General features: G+C 47.1%; 18 protein-coding genes and 2 pseudogenes. 16 read left to right on the top strand and 4 right to left on the bottom strand.

Going from position 1 to position 18,233, the window contains the following annotated elements; all coding sequences use genetic code 11:
- The coding region (locus tag G614_RS0106500; protein WP_242828011.1) for an immunity 22 family protein at positions 1-483 on the top strand (483 nt) is incomplete at its 5' end.
- 869 nt (positions 484-1,352) lie between these two features.
- Here the strand turns inward: G614_RS0106500 and G614_RS34970 are convergent.
- Positions 1,353-1,577 carry a transposase domain-containing protein gene (locus G614_RS34970; protein WP_420341522.1) on the bottom strand — a complete coding sequence of 75 codons (225 nt, stop codon included), beginning with the start codon at positions 1,575-1,577 and terminating at the stop codon, positions 1,353-1,355.
- 119 nt (positions 1,578-1,696) lie between these two features.
- Here G614_RS34970 and G614_RS29245 point away from each other — a divergent pair, with 119 nt between their 5' ends.
- From G614_RS29245 to G614_RS0106525, 3 genes are all read left to right on the top strand, one after another.
- Positions 1,697-2,038: a helix-turn-helix domain-containing protein gene (locus tag G614_RS29245; RefSeq protein ID WP_049948053.1), complete on the top strand. Its 342-nt coding sequence runs from the start codon at positions 1,697-1,699 to the stop codon at positions 2,036-2,038.
- A gap of 4 nt (positions 2,039-2,042) precedes the next feature.
- Positions 2,043-2,765 carry a LytR/AlgR family response regulator transcription factor gene (locus tag G614_RS0106520; protein ID WP_027641305.1) on the top strand — a complete coding sequence of 241 codons (723 nt, stop codon included), beginning with the start codon at positions 2,043-2,045 and terminating at the stop codon, positions 2,763-2,765.
- 185 nt (positions 2,766-2,950) lie between these two features.
- Positions 2,951-4,057 (top strand): ATP-binding protein, encoded by a 1,107-nt coding sequence (locus tag G614_RS0106525; protein ID WP_162142738.1) that lies wholly within the window; start codon positions 2,951-2,953, stop codon positions 4,055-4,057.
- 273 nt (positions 4,058-4,330) lie between these two features.
- On the opposite strand, the pseudogene G614_RS34975 reads toward G614_RS0106525, so the two are convergent.
- Positions 4,331-4,604 (bottom strand): annotated as a pseudogene (locus tag G614_RS34975) (transposase); the annotation flags it as partial.
- A gap of 129 nt (positions 4,605-4,733) precedes the next feature.
- Between G614_RS34975 and G614_RS34280 the strand changes: the two are divergent.
- From G614_RS34280 to G614_RS0106545, 3 genes are all read left to right on the top strand, one after another.
- Positions 4,734-4,925 carry a hypothetical protein gene (locus G614_RS34280; protein WP_027641308.1) on the top strand — a complete coding sequence of 64 codons (192 nt, stop codon included), beginning with the start codon at positions 4,734-4,736 and terminating at the stop codon, positions 4,923-4,925.
- Positions 4,926-5,014: 89 nt separating this feature from the next.
- The gene (locus G614_RS31135; protein WP_155245027.1) at positions 5,015-5,176 is read left to right on the top strand and encodes a hypothetical protein; all 162 of its coding nucleotides are present in this window, start codon (positions 5,015-5,017) and stop codon (positions 5,174-5,176) included.
- 8 nt (positions 5,177-5,184) lie between these two features.
- A complete protein-coding gene (locus G614_RS0106545) occupies positions 5,185-5,520 on the top strand; it encodes a type II toxin-antitoxin system RelE/ParE family toxin (protein WP_027641309.1) in 336 nt (111 codons plus the stop codon).
- A gap of 295 nt (positions 5,521-5,815) precedes the next feature.
- On the opposite strand, the gene G614_RS0106550 is transcribed toward G614_RS0106545, so the two are convergent.
- Together G614_RS0106550 and G614_RS0106555 are read right to left on the bottom strand one after the other, a co-directional pair.
- Entirely contained in the window at positions 5,816-8,803 is a 2,988-nt protein-coding gene (locus tag G614_RS0106550; protein WP_027641310.1) for a glycoside hydrolase family 2 TIM barrel-domain containing protein, read from the bottom strand.
- 9 nt (positions 8,804-8,812) lie between these two features.
- Positions 8,813-10,207, bottom strand: coding sequence for an MFS transporter (locus G614_RS0106555; RefSeq protein ID WP_027641311.1), 1,395 nt, complete (start codon positions 10,205-10,207; stop codon positions 8,813-8,815).
- A 158-nt stretch (positions 10,208-10,365) separates the two neighbouring features.
- Between G614_RS0106555 and G614_RS0106560 the strand changes: the two genes are divergently transcribed.
- The 9 genes and pseudogenes from G614_RS0106560 (at position 10,366) to G614_RS0106595 (ending at position 18,197) form a co-directional block, all read left to right on the top strand.
- Positions 10,366-11,280 (top strand): AraC family transcriptional regulator, encoded by a 915-nt coding sequence (locus tag G614_RS0106560; RefSeq protein ID WP_027641312.1) that lies wholly within the window; start codon positions 10,366-10,368, stop codon positions 11,278-11,280.
- Between the two features lie 27 nt (positions 11,281-11,307).
- Positions 11,308-11,394 (top strand): annotated as a pseudogene (locus G614_RS34980) (methionine--tRNA ligase subunit beta); the annotation flags it as partial.
- A 291-nt stretch (positions 11,395-11,685) separates the two neighbouring features.
- Positions 11,686-11,940, top strand: coding sequence for a hypothetical protein (locus tag G614_RS0106565; RefSeq protein ID WP_027641313.1), 255 nt, complete (start codon positions 11,686-11,688; stop codon positions 11,938-11,940).
- A gap of 59 nt (positions 11,941-11,999) precedes the next feature.
- Entirely contained in the window at positions 12,000-14,168 is a 2,169-nt protein-coding gene (glgX, locus tag G614_RS0106570) for a glycogen debranching protein GlgX (protein ID WP_027641314.1), read from the top strand.
- A gap of 126 nt (positions 14,169-14,294) precedes the next feature.
- Positions 14,295-14,729, top strand: coding sequence for a hypothetical protein (locus G614_RS0106575; RefSeq protein WP_027641315.1), 435 nt, complete (start codon positions 14,295-14,297; stop codon positions 14,727-14,729).
- Positions 14,726-15,685: a hypothetical protein gene (locus G614_RS0106580; RefSeq protein WP_027641316.1), complete on the top strand. Its 960-nt coding sequence runs from the start codon at positions 14,726-14,728 to the stop codon at positions 15,683-15,685. The genes G614_RS0106575 and G614_RS0106580 overlap by 4 nt, the downstream gene beginning before the upstream one ends.
- 31 nt (positions 15,686-15,716) lie before the next feature.
- Complete coding sequence (gene cdaA, locus G614_RS0106585; RefSeq protein WP_027641317.1) at positions 15,717-16,586, top strand: diadenylate cyclase CdaA; 870 nt, start codon at positions 15,717-15,719, stop codon at positions 16,584-16,586.
- Positions 16,567-17,910: a YbbR-like domain-containing protein gene (locus tag G614_RS0106590; protein ID WP_027641318.1), complete on the top strand. Its 1,344-nt coding sequence runs from the start codon at positions 16,567-16,569 to the stop codon at positions 17,908-17,910. The genes cdaA and G614_RS0106590 overlap by 20 nt, the downstream gene beginning before the upstream one ends.
- A gap of 23 nt (positions 17,911-17,933) precedes the next feature.
- The gene (locus tag G614_RS0106595; RefSeq protein ID WP_002583469.1) at positions 17,934-18,197 is read left to right on the top strand and encodes an HPr family phosphocarrier protein; all 264 of its coding nucleotides are present in this window, start codon (positions 17,934-17,936) and stop codon (positions 18,195-18,197) included.
- Positions 18,198-18,233: the final 36 nt, after the last annotated feature.

Here is an 18,233-nt window from a genome sequence, read left to right on the forward strand (position 1 = left end):
ATTTCTTATTTTGTCAAGATACGGATTATTACTTACTTACATTCAATGTGTTGTGCCTTTAATAAAACGAGAGGAATGAATATAAAAATGAGAGAAGTTGAGCAAAAAAATTATACATTTAGTAACGATGATTATCTTTCTGTTTTTGTGGGGGTTTGCAAATCACAAGAACTACTTGATAAATATCTGAAAAAAAATTATGAATTAATAGAAGATGGTTTCATAGGTTCTGAGTTTGGCGTGGATTTTAATATAAATACTTATGATGAAGATTTTATGGTTTCAGTTGTAAACACTAAGATGTCAAATGATATAGATGAGATTTTTGCTGAGGCAATGGTTTTTGACATTAATTTACTAAAAAAAGAGTATTCAGATAATTTAGAAGGGCTTTATAATGTTGCTCTCGTTATAGGAAGATTAAAATATGAAGGAGAAGTAAAGGAGATTCATTTGGGTGTATATCCAGAGGAAGAGGATTGAATATAGCAATGGGGAACCCAATTTTAGACGTGTCTCTCAAGCTATTGTTAATATAACCAGCTAGCAGTCGGTATACCGGCTACTGGAGTAGTTGCAGGTGCCATCACAGGGGGACTGGGAACAGCCCTGTTAACGCCGACTATGCTCTGGACTTATTGGCTGGCAGCTACAACGGTTGTACATGCTGCGGCAGATAGTTCAGAGGGGCGGGAGGATATCCAAAAGAGCCGGCAGGCCGATTCCAGCCGGTCCTATAGCTTCCTTCGGGATACGTTATTTTTAGGGAATCAAGCTACATATGTCAAGCTTACAGGAGTTAAAAAAATTCCAATCCTATACTTCAAAAGCCCATATAGAAATTTTGGTGGATAATTCAATTGTGGTCTATGCGGAACGGGAAAAACAATAAATACTGAGAAAAGATGTTAAAGCGAAAGGGGGCCACAGAAAAAACATTAATTATGACGGAAAATCATTGCGGTATGAGGTAGAGGAGGGAGACGGAACCACCTATGAGTATAACTGGGATAGGAACTGTATCCGTATCCATTATCCGGACGGAGGAACCGAGAGGCGGTTTTATGATGCGGAAAGGAACCTGGTCAAACAGGTCATGCCTGAGTCGTATGATGGAGCATTGGACGATGGTCCAGGGGTTGTTTATGCCTATGATAAGATGGGACGGCTTGTTACCGTAAAAGACCCGGAAGGGAATGAAATCCGGCACTATGAATATGATAAACACGGCCAGATCCCCCGTGAAACAGATGGGGAAGGAAAAGAGAAGCTTTACGAGTATAATGGCCTTGGCCAGATAACGCGCCAGCGGATCAGTGCCAGATGGGAGGCAGATACCACCTATTACCGTGTTATGAAATATTCGTACGACCAGCAGGGGAATAAGATAGAAGAAGCGTACGGGAAGGAAGAGGCAGAGCGGGATGCGGAGCCATCTGAGTGGATGGCAGAAGCCGATCCAGGTCTTCCGGCTTCGGGAACGGGTCCATCCGCCGCAGCTGATCCAGAACGTATGTAAGATAAAGATAGGATTTCACACCATTTAAAAGCGCTGTCTCTGTGATACTGTAAACCACGTACTCAGGCGAAATTAATGTGATTTGAATTTAAATACAATTAATTAGAGTTATTAAAATTTTTGATTAAAGTAAAAGTACCCTCTTTTAATGGTAAAATATAAAAAGAGGGTGCCAATATGGATAACAATTTAGAAAAACTGCGGAAATCCGCGCATTTGACACAATGTAAATTAGGAAGACAGTTGGGGCTGTCCCAGCAGGTCATCAGCCGCATTGAGCGTGATATCAGCACGATTACCTTAGACCATCTGCTCCTCCTGGCAGATTTTTACCATGTATCAATTGACTATCTTCTTGATCGGACAAAGGTAAAAAGGAGCTGGGAAGAACAGCAGGCTATCAGTGCGGTTTTGGAGGAGCATTATGAACTGGTGCGGGCGATTGATATGCTTGATGAACGTGACACTGGTCTTGTATGGGCGTTGATAGAAAAGATGCTGAAAGATAATAAGGAGTGACACGATGCTGGACATTGCTATTTGTGATGACGATAACCGTTTTGCTGGCGGATTGGAAGAGACATTATGCCGCATGGGAAAGAATTATGGGTTAAAATTTGAAATTGATGTTTATCAGGATGGGAGCAGCCTGGTAAAGGAGATCAAGAGCGGGAGACGTTATGACATTATCTGTCTGGATATCCAGATGCAGGAGATGGACGGGGTGGAAGCGGCCCGTCAGATACGCAAACTGGACCGGGTCGTGGAATTGATTTATGTGACATCATATGACAGCTATATGAAAGAGGTGTTTGAGGTAACCCCCAGCGGGTTTATTGTAAAACCCCTGGATCAGAAAGAGTTTGAAAAGACATTTCACCGCGTTCTGCAGACGGTTATAGGACAGGACGCATATTACCGATTTCGGTATAACAAAGAGGAATATAAGCTTTTGATACGCGATATCCTTTATTTTACAAGCGATTTGAGAAAAACGTATATCATAGAGGAAGGCGGACGTTATATGGAATACAGGAAGTTAAATGATATCAGCAAGATTCTGGGGCAGGGAAAGGGCATGTTTGTGAGGATACATAAGTCTTATCTGGTGAACTACCGCCACATCGTGCGGTTTTCGTATGATACTGTTAAGCTGAGCAATGGGGAGGTGCTTCCGGTAAGCAGCCATCGGAAGCAGGAAGTGGACGAGCAGCTTGCGAGGCTGATGTCACTTCTGTCAAGGTAAGGATGCTTTATTTTAGTACAATGGCTTTTTGTGTAGCAATGTCCCTCTTTAGTATCCTGGTATTGAAATTATACTTGGATACGTTCCTGCATAAGCCGAAAGGTATCAGGAGCATTGCTGGGTGGCTGCCGTTTTTTATATGGCAATGCCTTTCTGAAACAGGGTGTTTTCCGGGAAACATTACTTTGCTTTTTACATTTTCTACGATTGTTATGGTGGGCTTGATTGTATATACCGGTCCTTTTTGGAAACGGTGCGTGTTCCCTGCTGTTTATCTGGCAATATGGATGCTCTTAGAAGGTGCGGTGGATTTTGCCCTTCGGTATTTTAGCGGAACCGTGGAAACCGAGTTTTTGATGATTTCCGCTCCGTCTAAGATACTCCTGCTCCTGTTAAGCATGGGAATCAGGCAGTTCGCGAAAAAGAAGGGAATCGGAAAAGAGCCATATGGCGGTGGCATGGTTTTTATGGTCTTGCCTATCATAGGAATGTTACTGTACCATACGTTGTATCAGCTGCTGCAGGCCCTGTATGTGAACCAATCGGAAATCTGGGTATGGATGCTGTTGGCCGCGATTGCCTTGATTTGTCTGAATCTTTCCTTCTATCCGGTTTATATGCAGTTGGTCAATAACCTTCAGATGAAGAAAAATACGCATTTTTATATAAAGCAGATGGAGCTTTTCCGGCAGGAGAAGGCTATGGAAGAAGCAGCGGCGATAGAAATCCGGCAACTGCGCCACGATATGAGGCAGCATCTGATTTTCGTAGGGGAGTTGCTTGAAAATGGAACTTTAGAGTCTGCCCAGGACGCACTAATCGAACTGATCGGAGAAACAAGAAAGCGCGGGAGGCTGGAATCAAGGACGGGCAATATGGTGGTGGATTCTATGGTAAACCATGTATGGAAGACCGCGGTAGAAAACGGTATCATATTCCATGCGGATATAGCGCCGCTGCCGGAATTGTCCATAAAAGACGCGGATTTGTGCGTGCTGCTGGGAAATGCCTTTGATAACGCGCTGGAAGCGTCAAGGTTTGTGGAGGATGGCAGGAAAGAGATATGGGTAGCCTTCCAATATATAAAGGGAAGCCTGTATATTCAGATTAAGAATATCTATGAGGGGGATGTGAAATTATCAGCAGATAGGAAAATCTTAAGCCGTAAAGAAGAAAGCGGGCATGGATTTGGTCTGTACTCTATGGAGCGGATAACGGAGAAATATCATGGCAGGATGGATATAAAGTCAGGCGGAGGATTATTTACGGTGGAAATATTAATACATTGCTGAAGCCAGGTAAGGCGGCCGCAAACTGAATCAATTTAGATTCAGTTTGCGGCTTTTTTGCTTTTCAGGAAACTTCGCAAATCGGCAAAAATGGTGTATAATAGACTTGAAATAAAAAATGGCATAGCAAAAGAGCGAAGATGTAACTTCGTCATGACGTTGCCTATGTAGTTTTTTGTTTTTGGTTTAGGCTGCACTATCTGACGGTAGAGAAAGAATAAGGCGTATGAAGCCTGGAAAGATAACGCTGCTTCTGAGGGGATATACATAGATTTTTTCCTGTTTATGGTGCTTTGCATAAATCCCATAGCAGCGGAAAAGTGTCTGTCAGGGATATGTACAATCAGGCGTTTGATAAAGTCAATGGTGGGGATGCATTCGGTCACAGTTTCATGGTCCTCATGGCGCTGATAGTGGAGGTCACAGAAGTCCCATCATAGGCATCAATCCTGGAAGTGGCAATGACGGGCCGGCCCGGATATCTGCTGATATATTTAATAGTGATATCAGGGGAGCACGGATTGGGTTTGGCCCTGACATAAAACCCATCGGCAGCAGCTCTTCTTCGGGAGGCAGTGGGGGAGGCGGTTCTTCCAGCGACGGCGGTTCCTCCAGCCGTTCATCGACAGGAAGCGCCAAAGAACCAGGTCAGGAAAGCGGCACCTGGATTCAGGACACAGTGGGGTGGTGGTATAGGAACCAGGATGGGACTTATCCCAAATCCTGCTGGCAGCAGCTTTCCTATAATGGTATAGCGGAGTGGTATCATTTTGATGAAAACGGTTATATGCAGACCGGCTGGTATACCGATACGGACGGAAAAACTTATTTCCTCCACGGGACAAGAGGGGCGTTAATTGTGAAATTGTAAAAACGGTCTGTGATTGATTTTCTTTTCAATAAAGGTTATAATGTTGATAGACAAAATAACAGGCACTTATTTAAGGAAGGGTGAAAATTATGGCAATCATGACACAGACAGCTGCAGAGCAATCGTTGAGCTATCAGGCTAAAGATGTAATGAAAGAGTTACTTGGCAGGCTGGATGAGGCCATTGACGATATGGAACAGGGAAGAGTCCAAACAATAGAGGAAGCATGGGCAGAGATTGACGCGATTTAAGGTAGACTATGAAGAAACATTATCGGGTACAGATTGCCCAAAACGGAAAACAGGATATCAAAGTTATGAAAACGTATATCCTGCGGCAGTTTAAATACCGGGAACTGGCTGAAAATTTTTCAAAGAAAATAAAGCGTGCGCTGAAAAGCCTGGATACGTTTCCCGATGGACACCAGCATACTGGTTTTATGTATCGGGGATATCAGATTTGCATGAAACCTCGTGATACATACCTTATCTTTTATGTGGTAGATGAGTCAAAACAGGTTGTGACGGTGCTTAGAATCATGCAGGACGGTATGAATTGGCAATCTATTATTGGGCGCTGGATTCGTGAAAGTTAGATGTAAATGAAAAGGGATGCCTTTGTAATCTTGACATACATAATAAACACAACCGCAAGTAACGGAAAAGGCTATCCTCTACTGCCAATAGGGGATAGCCTGTAATCCGTAATTTTTTACGCTTTATAAGTTTCCGATTGTACAACCGTCGGACGTGCTAATATCCTTCGGCTTCTAAGATGATTATAAACCAACACTGCGTATTTTGCAAGAGGGTTTAGGAAATGGTTTCCTTGTTTGGTTTCATACGGAGAAGGCGAAATGCTGTCCGCTCCTGCTCGTTTTCTATAAATCATTATGAGAGGACAGGGAGCATGTAAAATGAAAAACGAATATCGTTCTTTCCCTTTATATGGTATGCCTTCTCCACATCGCTTCCCCAGCTGTCAATGCCGCCGACGCCGCGCAGTGCGCCCAGGATACGGATGACGCTCCGGAAGCTTTCCGGTAATTCTTCCTGATGATAAACCGCCGCGATTTGATGCTGCGTGTATGGAAGCACGGAGAAATTGAACGGTCTCTCGGACATCAGAAAAATCAATTCTCCCACCTTCATACGGTAGGTGTCTTTGTGATTGCCGCATTCCTGCGGAACCAGATAGGGCGTCATGCAGGTCGCGCTTTCATAAGAACCAAAGCTCGCCCCCTTATAACGATCCGGATAAGTCTCTCCTGAAAGGCCGTCCCAGGAATATCCTTCCTGTTTTTCTGCGGTCACAAACTGCAGGCCAAACGCCGGAAGATCCGGAAGACTCTCATTTCCCTTATAATCCAGATATACCTTGATCTTTCCGTAAGCATTCACACGGTAAGTAACCGTAACAAAGGTTTTGGGAACCGTTGCGGTCGCAAATATATAACGGATCTCCACTTCACGGATGTCTTCTCTTGCAGCTTTTCGTTTCGTAAACTCAAGAGGCACCAGTTCCTCTGAAAAATCATCTCCAAATTCTTCTACTATACATTCTACTGCAGTACTGTAAAGGTCAGCTCCCGCCCAGGCTGCGCTTCCTGCCGGATAATTGCAGCCCATGTCGTTTTCAGTAGGCGCCCGCCAGAAAGTTGGCTTCGGAGCGCGGTGTACCTGTTCTTTACCACGAATGATTAAAGAAACCGGTCCGCCCTTATCGAAGGAAAATACATAGTGAAAACCTTTCCCGTATAGTCCGAGGTTACAGTCGGCATGGATCACCTTTAAATAGGGTCCGACGTTCCTGCCGCTATCTGTCATTCCTTTATCAAAGCTTTCCTGGTTCACAATAGAGGAACCGGCGATTCCCGCAGGAACTTTATATTTGGGACCGCCCACCGTGCTTAAAGTTACCGGATAATCCGGATATTTCTCCAGCTCTCTGATCACATCCAGCCTGCAGGCCTCTCTTTTTTCGGCATTTGCAAGGTCATAAGCCAAACGGTCTTCCTTGCTCATATACCAGTAACGCACTTCATCCATGGCCGGTTTCTCCGTTCGATCAGCAAACAGCAGCCCATTGGCACAGAAAGCGTAATCGGTGGGGCGTTCTCCGAAATCGCCGCCATAGCGCAGCAGGTCTGTGAAATCCCCATTCTCATCTTTCTGATACAGCGCCTGATCGATGAAATCCCACAGGAATCCGCCCTGGAACATGGGGAATTCTTCCCGCAGCTTCATATAGGATTCCAGGCCGCCCATGGAATTGCCCATGTCATGCATGTATTCACAGAGGCACATAGGCTTTTCCGGTTCATTCTCCAGATATTCCCGTACTGCGTCCGGGTGCGGATACATCCGGCTTTCAATATCCGTGATAAAATCAAAGTCCCTGTCGTAAAAGACGCCTTCATAATGCACCAGGCGATGAGGATCGGATGCATGGAAATACTCGCACATCTTTTGAATGACCGTACCAACATGAGATTCATTTCCTGCTGACCACCACAGGATGGACGGGTGGTTTTTATCCCTCTCGTACATGGACACGGCGCGATCCAGACAGCAGCCAAGCCAGTCCTCGTTGTTGTGCGGAATATTCCAGGAGACTTCTGTGATCCCCATTTTCATGCAGGTGCCGTGGCTTTCCAGATTTGCCTCATCCATGACGCAGATGCCTGCCTCGTCACAGAGGCGATACCAAAGGCTCTGATTTGGGTAATGGGAAGTCCTTACGGCGTTGATCCCGTTTTTCTTCATGACCGCAATATCCCGACGCATATCCTCTTCAGTTATCGCACGTCCCGTTTTCGCATTCCATTCATGACGATCTACACCGTTGACTAAAAGCCTCTTCCCGTTAAGCTTCATGACCTTGTCCTCGATCTCAAAATGCCGGAACCCAATCGAATAGGGAACGATCTCTACCACATTCTTTTCTTCATCCCGGATGCAGATAACAAGTTGGTATAAATGAGGTTTCCCTACATCCCAGGGGGTGATATTCTCCAGCTCTACAATTCCAGTCCCGCACAATTCATCAGCAGCTATGCTTCCGTTTGAAATGTTATTCGATTTTCCGTCACTCAGATTCCATATGACGCTTTTTGCTGTGCTTCCTGACAGTTTGGCGGTGAAAGAGAAGAGTCCTTTTTTTCCGGAAACATCATAATCCGCTATGACTTTGAGGTCTTCCACATGGGCTTCCGGCTTCGCATAGAGGAAAACCTCACGGAAGATTCCGGAAAAGCGGAAGAAATCCTGATCTTCGATCCATGCCGCAGAGCTTCTTTTATAAAGCTCCACGCATAGCCGGTTGCCTGTTGGCTTCACGAAGTCGGTAATATCAAAGTCGGACGGCGTAAAGGAATCTTCTCCATATCCGATGAAGTGACCGTTCAGCCATACATAAATTGCTTCCTCTGCCCCCTGAAAGGAGATGCAGATCCTCTTGCCGATCAGGCTGTCTTTTAAATCGAATTCTTTCACATAACTGGCGACCGGATTATTTTCCCAGTCAATGTGGGGCGGACGTAAGAAAGCGTGCCCATCCCAGGGATAAGTGGTGTTCGTATACTGAATCTGTCCATATCCGGCCAGCTCCAGATGCCCCGGTACGCTGATCGTATCAAATCCGGAAATGTCGTACCTTTCTGTCATAAACTCCGTCGGACGTTCATCTGGCTTTGAACTCCATTTGAGCCTCCACGCACCGTTCAGAGACTGCTTTAGCGTGGCGTCACCCTTTTCCCAGGTAAGCGTGTCCTCGTAAAATTCATGATCAGAATGAGCCGGAAGACGATTTACCTGAAAAACCTTCTGGTCTTCGAGCCAGTTCAGGTCTGCTTTCGTTATTCTGTTCTTGTTATTCATATGATCCTCCTATTCCTGTCTCTGTATTTCCGGTATCGCTCCGTGTTCTTCATCCCATTTCGCATTTGCCTGTTCCACCTTCAGCATATAGAGAAGAAGTGTAATCAGAACATTTAAAAGGAACGGCGCCCAAAGGTACATAAAGTTCAGCATGTTAATACAGGACTGAGGCTGCACAGCGGCATTTCTCACATATCCGCCCGCGGCAAGCAGCCATCCGCCAAGTGCCGTTCCGACACCGCCCCCGATCTTCGTTCCAAGAGAAGTGCAGGAGTACATAGTTCCGTCAATCCGCTTTCCTTTTGTTCTCCAGGTATATTCGGAGCAGATAGCGATCAGCGCATTCAGATCTCCCTGCAGCGGACTTGTCCCGATATAAGCCAGCGCTGTGAAAGCGAGCATCAGAGGAACATTGCGCGCAAGTCCGGTTACAATGACCAATGCCCTGAACACGGTTGCCAGCACGTAGCCGGATAAATTTATCTTATAAATCCCTTTTGCCTTTTTTACGATCGCGGGCGTCAGCAGCAGTCCGATAATGATCGGTGCGTTCATCGCTACGGAAAAACTTCCTAACAGGTTGGCATCCCCCAGCACATAGGTCATGAAATAAATCCCCATTGCAGTCAGGGCGGAAGAGACCTGGCAGCAGATATAAACGCCGCAGATGATCAGATAATACTTATTGGCTATCAGCAGCTTCAAAGAATCCAGAAGAGAAATTTTTTCGTCCTCTGTTTCGCTTACATCTTCCCCTTCAAGAGCCAGTTCTTCCGGCGGAAGCTCTTTTACAGAGAACACAGAGAATGAATTGACCAAAAGACCTATGATCGCGTAGATGATCGCCACCGTTCTCCATCCGGATGCTCCGCCGCCAAAATGGCTGACCAGACCAACCGTTACCGACTGAATCAGCACACTTGTACTGAATGCGAAAATGAAACGGATCGAACCTATCTGCACACGTTCATGTCCGTTCTTTGTGATCAGGGCGGTCAAAGCAGAGTAAGCAATGTTATTGGCTGTGTAGAAAACAGCGTTCAGCATACTGTATGTAATGAAGAACCATGCATACTGTGCGGTTGTACTGATTACGGACGGTACAGAATAGATGGCCACCAGGAGTATTGCACATCCGATATAGGCGTACAGCATCCATGGCCTTGCTTTCCCCAGACGGGAATGCGTCTTGTCGATCATGGATCCAAAAAAGATGTCTGTGACCCCGTCAAAAATCTTGGAAAACATCATCAGTGTTCCTACGATTCCTGCGTTCATCCCCATCGTGTCGGTCAGATAAATCATAACAAAAGCTGAGAGAAAGGCATAAACAACGTTGCCTGCAATGTCCCCTGATCCATATCCGACCTTGTTAAACCAATTCAAATATCGTCTTTCGCTCATAATGGTTTACTCCTTCTCCTGTATTGTGACAAAATTATATTAAAATTTCTTGCATGCAATTCGTTTTATGCTATAATAATAGCATAATTGCAATATAAAAGCATATAAACTATATTTTCTGAAATATGGACAAAATGATACTATAAAGGAGGAACGCGATGTATATCAATGTTGCATATCTGGACAATATGCTGGAAAGCTATCTGACGCCGGTCGATTATGAAGATAAAACCGTTCCTCTGAAAGTTCTGTGCTGCGGTTTTTATCGCATAACGGAAGCGGACTCTGTTGTGGAAACAGCAAGGCCGAATGGGCGAAAGGATTACCAGCTATTGTATTTCCATTCCGGGCGCGGGCATTTTTCTTTTGATGGGGAGGACGCCGGAAGAGAGCGCTGCCCGGTCACGGTAACCTCCGGCCAGTTTGTTTTGTTCTGCCCGGGCGACCGGCAGGTATATGAATACTATTCTTCGGACCACACCGAGGTATATTGGATCCATTTCACGGGGAATGCAGTGGAAGGCATATTGGAGCAATTCGGCTTTTCCGGCAAGGAGCAGATCTACTGGGGAGGTGTGTCCCTAGAATACCAGAATCTTTTTCGCAAAATGATCAAGGAGCTGCAGCTGTGCAGGAAAAACTATGAGGCGATCATTGCCTGTCAGTTTCAGGAATTGCTGGCACTGGCTGGTCGGAACCGACACAATCCTTATGTGGCTGGAGGTTCTATGGAATCCATCATCAATGAAGCTCTTGTTTATTTTGATGAAAACTATGCAAAGCCCATCAATGTAAACGCGTACGCTGCTTCCGTCTATACCAGCCCCTGTTGGTTTATCCGAAGTTTCCGGAACTATATTGGGATGACGCCCTTGCAATACATTATCAATGTGCGCATATCCAACGCCCGGGAATTATTATTAAATCCGAAATTTTCAATCTCAGATGTTTCCCGGTCTGTCGGCTATGAAGACTCACTTTATTTCAGCCGGTTTTTTAAGAAAAACGTGGGGATTTCTCCAAAAGACTATAAGAAGGCTCTCCAGAGCAGGCAATCCGGATCTGAAGAATAATTTATATCTGAATCCTTATAATTTTAATCCGCCGTTCATCATGAGGAAGGCGAGGGACGTCTGCATCTTCTGATGGTGGATGACAGGATTCCTGCGGGAGCAAAGCTGTATTAAAGTTAATATAAAGTATTTAGATAATGACCGGGGCGGGATTTGTGAAAATCTTGCCCCGGTTTATTGCTTGAGCGTGGACACAAACAGTTTGTCACAAACGCACTTTTTATTAAGACAATCCGGGTTCCTCCTGTTATAATGAAATGAACCAGACCAGGAGGTGGCAGAATGAAGAATCAAAAGGATATAGTGAGAAAGGTCATTGATACCTTATGTGATATTTGGTTGATATTAGCTGTCCAGTAGTATAAAATAATAATTCATCAACCAATAACTATTGGAGAAAAGAATATGGACAATTCAGCCATTAACCAACCAACTCATGAGCGTATTTCTCAAATAGAGATGGAAAAACGTCTCAAAGAAGCTGGCAAGCAAGAACAATTTTATTCTATTGCTCTATTTGATATATTAGGATTCTCTAATTACGTCACCACACACGGTAATCAGACAATTTTAGAATTATATAATAAATTGCGTCAGCCTTTGAGTCCGGCGGCTTTTTCCAAGTCTTGTAATATACCTTGGGATGTTGTATATTGTTAATACAATGCCTGAAACAGCCTGACATAAGGCGAACATAGGAGGAATGTATGGAGGAATGTATGGAGGAAAAGGGAAAGAAAGCCACCAGCCGCACAGCGGCAGCAACACAGGACAAAAGCGCGGTGAAGGACAGGAAAGCCTTAAGACCGGCCAGTATTGACCACCTGGCCCTGCCCGGCACCATTCACCTGGTACCCATGGACTACTTAGGAGGATATGCGGTCAGGCCAGGATTCTATGAGATAAACGGAGCCACCGCCATACCGGGGGGAGTCAATTTTACGGTGTATTCCCATGGAGCCACTGCCATTGAGCTGCTCCTGTTTAGGCGGACAGAGGAGGAGCCCTATGCGGTTCTTCCCTTTCCAAAGCATTACCGCATCGGCAATGTGTACTCCATGATTGTGTTCAAGCTGAACATCGGCGAATTTGAGTATGCGTACCGGGTGGACGGTCCCTATGAACCGGAAAAGGGGCTTATATTTGATAAGAACAAGTATCTGCTGGACCCCTATGCCAAGGCGGTTACCGGACAGAGCCGGTGGGGGGACCCGCTGCCGGGATGCCAGCACTATAAGGCCAGGGTGGTCAAGGATGACTTTGACTGGGCGGATATGGCCCAGCCCCTGACACCCATGGAGGATTTAATCATTTATGAACTTCATGTAAGGGGATTTACCATGCACGGCTCCTCGGCCGTACTTCATCCCGGAACCTTTGATGGATTGGTGGAAAAGCTTCCCTATCTGCTGGAGCTGGGCGTGAACGTGGTGGAGCTGATGCCCATATTTGAATTCGACGAGATGCAGGATTACCGGGAGGTGGACGGCCGGAAGCTTTATAATTACTGGGGATACAACACCGTAAGCTTCTTTGCACCCAACACCAGCTACACTGCCAGTACGGAGTACAACCGAGAGGGCAATGAACTTAAGAACCTCATACGGGTGTTCAACCAGCATGGGATTGAGGTCTACCTGGATGTGGTATTCAACCATACGGCGGAAGGAAATGAAAACGGGCCCTTCTTTTCTTTTAAAGGATTTGATAACAATATATACTATCTGCTGACTCCTGAGGGATACTACTACAATTTCAGCGGCTGCGGCAATACCTTAAACTGCAATCACCCCATTGTCCAGCAGATGATTCTCAACTGCCTCCGTTATTGGGTTACGGCCTACCGAATTGACGGGTTCCGCTTTGACCTGGCCTCCATCATGGCGCGCAACGAGGACGGCGCGCCCATGAGCAAGCCTCCCCTGCTTCAGAGCCTTGCCTTTGACCCCATTCTGGGCGATGTTAAGCTCATAGCCGAGGCGTGGGATGCGGACGGCCTTTATCAGGTGGGGACTTTCCCGTCCTGGAACCGTTGGGCAGAGTGGAACGGCAGGTACAGGGACGACATGCGCCGCCATATCAAGGGAGACCAGGGCATGGCACAGGCGGCGGCCCTGCGAATCGCCGGCTCCAGAGATATATATGCGGACCATGACAGGAAGAACGCATCCGTAAATTTCATTACATGCCATGACGGTTTTACCCTTTACGACCTGTTTTCCTACAATGTAAAGCACAATGAATCAAACGGATGGAACAATACGGACGGCGCCAATGACAACAACAGCTGGAACTGCGGCGCGGAGGGGGAGACAGACGATCCTCAGGTGGAAGCCCTGAGGCGGCGCATGGTGCGCAATGCCTGCGCCCTCCTCATGTGCAGCAGGGGAACACCCATGTTTCTGGCAGGAGATGAGTTCTGCAACACCCAGTTCGGCAATAACAATGCCTATTGCCAGGACAATGAGATTTCCTGGCTGGATTGGGAACGGCTGGGACAATATAAGGATATATTCCGTTTCTTCCAGTATATGATACGGTTCCGCAAGACACACCGCCTGGTACGCGCCAATGTGAGCGGCGGGGCCTGCGGCTTCCCGGATGTGAGCTTTCACGGAGTGATGCCCTGGTGCAGTTCCTTTGCGGAGTATGAGCGCTATGTGGGTGTTATGTTTGCCGGCCGGGAGGAGGGGGAAGACCCCCAGACCGTGTACATTGCATCCAATGCATATTGGGAACCCCTTGATGTGGAGCTGCCGGTCCTTCCGGAGGGAATGGAATGGGAACTGGCGGCAGACACGTGGGAGGATGTCCCCTGTCCGGGCCCCCTGGGGGGAAATGGATTCAGAATTCGTCCAAGAACCGTGATGGTGCTGGTGGGAAAATAGGGCGGTTTCTTAAGCCAAATTCCAGTTCCTTACAAAATCATAAAAATTGATTTATAGTGTCGCAAATCTGAAAAAGTTGTGGTATACTAAATTGATATGTTATGAAAAAGCGTAAGAGGTACCTGTATGCTGAACGAAGAAAAGGTCAGATATATGACTGGGCTGGCCATATTTGAAAAGAATGAGGGCAGGAAGATATTTCCCATTAACCGTTATTTTAAAAAGGATTATGTCGGCGGACAGATGTTCCGCTCCTTTTTCGGTTATACTTTCTGCTACCTGTTGATTCTGCTTCTGTGGATACTCTACAAACTGGACGTGCTGTTGGGCGGCATGAGCATAGAAGAATTGCTGGAGTGCGGCAGGAACTGGGGAATCCTTTATGCGGGGGGACTGGTATTTTACCTGTTTGTGACCTGGATTGTATATTCCAGAAGGTACGACTACGCATCACGTTCCCAGACCATGTATGCCTCCAGACTGAGACACCTGGTCAAGAAATATGACAACAAAGACAGGACCGACAGAACCAAGGACAACAGAGGAGGAAGGGTTCGATGACAAGTCTTCTGCTATGGAAAGAACATCTGAAACGATTTTACAACCGCTACAGTTACGGAATACAGCCGGTGGTGCGCTTCCTGTTTGCGCTCTGCACCGTGGTAAGCCTTAATACGAATATCGGATATATGGCAAAGCTTAAAAGTCCTTTCGTCATCCTTCCGGTCTGTCTGGTCAGCGCATTCCTGCCCTATGGCGCCATCGTGTTCCTGGCGGGCTGCCTGTTGATTGCCCATGTATATGCGGTTTCTCTGGAGATGGCCCTGATTGCCATTGTGCTGATAATGATCATTGCCATTCTTTACTACGGATTCAAGCCCGGGGACAGTTATCTGATGGTTCTGACACCCCTTGCCTTCCTGTTTAAAATTCCCTATGTGGTTCCTTTGCTGGTGGGACTTGGAGGAAGCCTGGCTTCCGTGATCCCCGTTGGATGCGGCGTGTTCCTGTACTATCTGCTCATATATGTGAAGCAGAACGCAGGCATCCTGGCTGCCAGCGACGGCTCTGTGGACATTGTGCAGAAATACAGCCAGATTCTTAAATCCGTGCTCTTTAACCAGGCCATGATAGTCATGATTGCCACCTGCGCGGTGGGCATCATCGTGGTGTACCTCATACGCAGGCTGTCCATGGATTATGCATGGGTGGTTGCCATTGTGGCAGGCTCCGTGGCGGAGCTTCTGGCCATTTTTGTGGGAGATTTTGTGTTCGGGGTATCTGTTCCCGTGGGACAGATGATTCTGGGACTTGTTTTATCGGCAGCCATAGCGGCTGTATTCAATTTTTTTGTCCTGTCCGTGGATTATACCCGGACCGAATATGTGCAGTTCGAGGACGATGATTATTATTATTATGTGAAGGCGGTGCCCAAGATGACCGTGAGCACCCCGGATGTGAAGGTACAGAAAATCAGTACCCATAAACGCGGCACAAGGGAGAGAAATTCTTATTAATGAAAAAAAGTGAACGTAAGGAGGTGAGAGTATGGCGGAAATACTGGTAAAAGTGACATCCTGGCTGTCACTGCTTCCAAGGATATCAGTGGGGAATATTCTGGAAATCGTGATTATTTCCTTTCTGGTCTATGAACTTCTGGTGTGGATTAAGAACACCAGGGCCTGGAACCTGTTAAAGGGACTTCTGGTTATCCTGGTGTTTGTGCTGTTTGCCGCCGTGCTTCATCTGACCACCATATTGTGGATTCTGGAGAATACCACTACCATTGCGGTGACGGCCCTTCTGGTCATATTCCAGCCTGAGCTTCGCAAGGCTCTGGAACAGCTGGGAAGCCGCAATTACATGTCCTATATCTTTTCCTTTGACGAGGGCAAGGATAACCAGGGCTTTAACGACAAGACCATCAACGAGCTGGTCAGGGCCACCTTTGAGATGGCCAAGGTAAAGACAGGCGCACTGATGGTAATTGAGCGGGGATCTTCCCTGAAGGAGATAGAGAGGACGGGAATCGAAATTAACGGCCTGGTGACCAGCCAGCTGCTGATTAATATTTTTGAACACAACACACCTCTTCACGACGGCGCAGTGGTTATCAGGGGCAACCGCATCACAGCGGCAACCTGTTATCTGCCGCTGACCGATAACATGAGCATCAGCAAGGACCTGGGCACGCGCCACAGGGCGGCTGTGGGTGTAAGTGAATCCACGGACAGTATCACCATCGTGGTGTCGGAGGAAACCGGAAGGGTATCGGTAGCAGAAGGAGGAGTGCTGTCCAGGATACCAGATGCAGAAAGCCTCAAAAAGGTACTTTCCAACGTGAAAGAGGAGACTGTTTCATTGAACCGATTGAAAATATGGAAGGGAAGGCTGAAGAATGGAAAAAAAGCTGTCTAATAATCTTGGGCTTAAAGTACTTTCTGTCTTCCTGGCATTTTTTGTTTGGCTGGCAGTGGTGAACATCAATAACCCGGAGGACTCGGATTCAAAGGAGGTTCCGCTGGATATTGTCAATGAAGGAATCCTGACGTCCAACGGCAAGACATATGAGCTGCTGACGGATAAGGATACTGTTACGGTCAGCTACCGTGTAAGGACACTGGATAAGGCAGGCATCAGCGCCTCGGATTTCAGGGCCTATATAGATTTGGCCGATATCTATGAACCCACGGGCGCAGTGCCGGTGAAGATAGAGGTTAAGAACAACAAACGTCTTTTGGACACTCCGGTGGCAAAGCCGGGGGTCATCCGCGTCAAGACAGAGGATCTGCAGCGCAAGTCCTTTGAGATCAGGGCCAAGGTGATAGGGGAAGCTGCCGAAGGATACGATAAAGGAACACCTTCAGTTTCGCCCAACTATATAAATGTCAGCGGCCCCATGTCCGTGGTGGGCCAGATCAGCGCGGTGGGAATTGTGATCAACGTGGACGGCGCAGATTCCAACCTGGCAGACAGCGCTCCGGTGGTGTGCTTTGACGCCAATGAAAATGAAATACCTACTGACGAGCGCATCACATTCAGCCGCTCCAGTGTGGATTATACAATGCCGATTCTCAAGCGCAAGAGCCTGGTGCTGAACTTTGAGCCGGAAGGCAGGGTGGCAGACGGATACCGGTATACGGGGATAGAGAGCAGCCGTCCTTCTGTGGCTGTCAACGGGCTGAAATCCGATTTGGCCAATATTAATTCCATTACCATCCCAAGCTCTGAGCTGAATATGGACGGAGCCACAGGGGATAAGGAAGTCACCCTTGATATCAGCCAGTATCTGCCGGAGGGAGTTTACCTTTCGGACGAGTATTCCAAAGAGGTGAAGGTTGTCATTAAGGTGGAGGCTTTGGAGAGCAGGACATTTGAGCTTAGGACCAGCCAGATTAAGCGGGTGGGAGCCCACAGCGATTATGAATATCAGTATGACAGGGATTCTGTGAACGTAGTCATAAGAGGTCTGAAGGAAGATCTGGACCAGCTTTCGGCTGCCGCGCTGGGCGCTGAGATGGATGTGGAGGATATGGTGCCGGGAGAGAACAGCGGGGAGATTAAGTTCCAGCTGGGCGATGCCTATGAACTGGTGAGCTACGACCATATCCAGGTGACGGTGACAGAAAAAGGACCGTCAACTGGCAGTACAGCGGCCAGCCCGGATGAGAGCCGGGAGAGGACAGAAAGTGAGACATCAGAAGGTCCTGCCAGCACGTCTAAGGCAGAGCCCGGTCAGTAACAAAAAGCAAGGAGAGAGGTATAATGGTAAGCAAAACAACTGTAATCAAGAATCCGTCCGGTCTGCACCTGCGGCCGGCGGGAGTCCTCTGCAAGGAGGCACTGCGCTATAAATCAAAAATATCCTTCAAGGTGCGCACCACCACGGCCAATGCCAAGAGTGTATTAAGCGTCCTTGGGGCTTGCGTGAAATCTGGAGACGAGATTGAATTCGTCTGTGAGGGGCCAGATGAGAAGGAAGCACTGGAAGCCATGGTTGGTATCGTGGAGGCCGGGTTAGGCGAGTAGATTGACGGCAACCAAAGGTTGTGAGTATAAATGAAT

It is taken from the genome of [Clostridium] clostridioforme AGR2157 (genome assembly GCF_000424325.1).
In the GTDB taxonomy this organism is placed as follows: domain Bacteria; phylum Bacillota; class Clostridia; order Lachnospirales; family Lachnospiraceae; genus Enterocloster; species Enterocloster clostridioformis_A.